General features: G+C 46.6%; 4 protein-coding genes. 1 reads left to right on the top strand and 3 read right to left on the bottom strand.

Going from position 1 to position 3,270, the window contains the following annotated elements:
- Positions 1 to 566 (bottom strand): ion channel (locus tag RMO35_RS15830; protein WP_309742289.1); only part of this gene is annotated, 566 nt, incomplete at its 3' end.
- A 13-nt stretch (positions 567 to 579) separates the two neighbouring features.
- On the opposite strand from RMO35_RS15830, the gene RMO35_RS15825 reads away from it, so the two are divergent.
- Positions 580 to 1,581 (top strand): RluA family pseudouridine synthase, encoded by a 1,002-nt coding sequence (locus RMO35_RS15825; protein ID WP_309742288.1) that lies wholly within the window; start codon positions 580 to 582, stop codon positions 1,579 to 1,581.
- 108 nt (positions 1,582 to 1,689) lie between these two features.
- Here RMO35_RS15825 and RMO35_RS15820 read toward each other — a convergent pair whose 3' ends face one another.
- A complete protein-coding gene (locus RMO35_RS15820) occupies positions 1,690 to 2,508 on the bottom strand; it encodes a hypothetical protein (protein WP_309742287.1) in 819 nt (272 codons plus the stop codon).
- Between the two features lie 567 nt (positions 2,509 to 3,075).
- A partial coding sequence (locus RMO35_RS15815; RefSeq protein ID WP_309742286.1) for an ATP-dependent Clp protease proteolytic subunit occupies positions 3,076 to 3,270 on the bottom strand: 195 nt, incomplete at its 5' end.

Here is a 3,270-nt window from a genome sequence, read left to right as displayed (position 1 = left end):
TCACCTTCATCAGTTACTTCATCGATAATTAAATAGATTTGAGCGTGAGCTTCTAAAATAAAATTGTGCCGCTCGTTAGCAACTCGAAACATCAGGGTTGGTTGACTATTATGAGTCGTAATAATGATAAAATTACTAAACAATACTTTGGCGATCGGTCGAGAAAATCTGGCAAACGCTAGTCCAGTTAACACCGCAATTAATAATAAACTGGCGATCGATTCGACGGTGACAATTGAATTTGCATAAAATGTCTTCGGATGAATCGCCCCATACCCGATCGAAGCTAATGTCTGGACGCTAAAAAAGAAAGCATCGCTAAATGAACCTGCCCGTGCGCCTTCTAAACAATCGCCACCAGCTAAATATGCCAACGCAAACAGCGTATTGAGCAACAGATACGTCAAAGAAACGATCGCCACAAATCCCAGCCAGGGAACTGTCAACAGCAAATGGTAGGGATCGCGCCAATGATGATACCACCGTCCCATCCCATGAATGACAAATCTGCCAGCTTGATTTTCCAGTCGGATGAGCCGCGAGTGAGGACGAAATTTAGTTTTCATACCAGCAATTTAGATGAATATATTCAACCCAGTCGAAGTCAATAATTTTCCCACATTTGAGGACAGTAGTTTTGCTGCCAACCTGTTACCGCAGCAAATCGAACTCATCGTCGCAGCCACGGATCTAAGCGAATCTCGATTGGATTTGTGGCTGAGCGCACAACTCCCAGAATTTTCCCGCTCGCGGTGGCAAAAACTGATTTCCCAAGGTCATGTCAGGATCGCCGATCGAGTTTGTACTGACAAAAAGTATAAATTAAAAGCTGGCGATCGAGTGTATGTCTCCATACCGCCGCCCGAGGCGATCGATCTCGTGCCAGAATCGATTCCCCTCGATATCCTCTACGAAGATGCCCATCTAGCGATCGTCAATAAGCCAGCGGGGATGGTAGTTCACCCTTCGGCGGGACACAGCACGGGGACTCTAGTTCATGCGCTCCTAGCTCATTGTCCCCTCTCGCAGATCGGCGGTATTCAGCGTCCCGGCATCGTCCACCGCCTTGACAAAGATACCAGTGGGGCAATCGCGATCGCCAAGACCGATTTTGCCCACCAGCACCTGCAACAGCAGCTTCAGGCTAAAACAGCACGGCGCGAGTATTTAGGGGTAGTCTACGGCACACCAAAGGTCGATAGCGGCACAATCGATTTACCCATCGGTCGTCACCCTGTCGATCGTCAAAAAAATACGATCCTCGCACTCGATCTCGGTGGCAAATCGGCGGTGACACATTGGCAGATTGAAGAAAGATTGCGAAGTTTTAGCCTGATTAGATTTCGGCTGGAAACTGGGAGAACTCATCAGATCCGGGTACATGCCACCAAAATGGGACATCCGATCGTCGGCGATCCCGTCTATGGTACGGGAAGATCGATCGGTGTCAAGCTACCAGGGCAAGCTTTACACGCTCATCGTCTCGAACTAATCCACCCCGAAACCGGAGAGTTAATTAGCGTAACAGCACCAATTCCCGCTTATTTTCAGACATTAGTACAGGTGCTCCGCAACCGTTAGCTTTAGGCTTTAGGCTTTAGGTTTTAGGTTTTAGGGAAGAAGGGTAGAGGAGCGATTACTGGATTGTCGCTCGTCCGAGCGATCTACTTGCCTCGATCGGATTCCAGGTTAGACTTGTTGTTCTCGATCGGGACTATCGATCGGCATCATGAAGCTGGCAATATTATTTATGTTGCCATTGGGAGCGAGAGTGTTGGCATCGACCACTGGCCGCTGATAATTGGGATCGACGATCGCTTTGAGCGTATTAAATAACTGACAATTAGCGGGCTGAATCCGAATGCGCTCTAGTTTTGTTGGTTCGGAGTGACTGAAACTACCTCGTCGTTGGATCGATTCGAGTTGTAGCGAGCTGCCTCGATCGAGCTGAGCCTCAGTTGACTCCAAATTAGCTGCTGGGTTGCTCCCCACTCGTGCCGTGTTGTGAAGCAACAAGGAGTGATAATGAGATTGAAACGGTGCCGACTCTTCAGGATTGAGATACTCGCTATTGAGGCGCACTATTGGCATCGGTGGCAATTGAGACGCTGGTGGCGCTGATGGGGCATCTTCTGGCAGCGGCATCGCACTGACAGCGAGCGCATCTTCAGGTCCAGTTACCACACCGACATCAGTTAGTGCTGTTGCTGCGACTACTGCGATCGATCGGGGTAATGGTTGCGGGATTTTTTCAAAAATCTCTCGCTCGTACTCCGGTGTAAATTGGTAACGAGGATTGCCAAGTCTGTGCCAGTCTTTGAGAATATTTTCGACAGATACGATCTTATATCGTCCTCGATATAGAGACTCGACGATCGCTTTGAGAATCCAAGTAGGATCGTATTGCTTTAGCCAAGTTGCTAAGATGGTATCGATTTGATGACCGTCGAGTTCTAGACCATAGATCTCGATCGCAAGTTTGATAAAGTCTCGGTGAAAATCGCTCATTGACACATGAAATCCTTGGTACTCCCCGTTCGCAATTAGCTGTAAACATGGCTTAACTAGCAAGTACGATCGCGGCTGAATTACTAATACATAAGAACTAAAACTTTACTCATCTCAGCTCGTGCTTTCGATCGAGTAGTTGGCAGTTAAGTTGTAGGTGAGGAGATATTGACCTTACTGCCGATTCGTCTCTACTTCTCACTCCTAGCAAGACACAGTACGATGACAGCTTAATTTGTTGGTGTAACTATTTATGTGCCCCAGTTTACACTAGTTTGAAGTTTTTTTGTACCTATCTATACTAAATCAAAGATTACTCTTTTGTGTTGATTTTGAAGTATTTTTTTGAAAACTCTAAAATTCTTTTCAAAAATACTTAGATTTGGAGTGATGGATGTACTACGATCGCGAACGGTCAAAATTTTTTCACGATCGTTCTTAAGTCAGACAGATATTTAGCATCGTAATGTTCCTAACTTACAGAAAATCCCCATTCTCAATCGAACGTTAGTTCTAAACGATCGAGAATGGGGATGTGTCGATTGAAGCCGATCTCGTAGCTCGAAGTTAGCGAACGTTGGCGGTTTCCACTACTTTATCGATCAGTCCGTAAGTCACGGCTTCGGCTGCTGACATAAAGTTATCGCGATCTGTATCCTTTTCGATCTGCTCCAAAGTTTGACCCGAACGATCCGCCATTAGTTGATTGAGCCGAGTCCGAAGTTCGAGAATATGCGTGGCTTCAATCTCGATATCCGATGC

This window comes from Chamaesiphon sp. OTE_20_metabat_361, from assembly GCF_031364565.1.
This window is presented reverse-complemented; position numbering and strand designations above follow the sequence as displayed.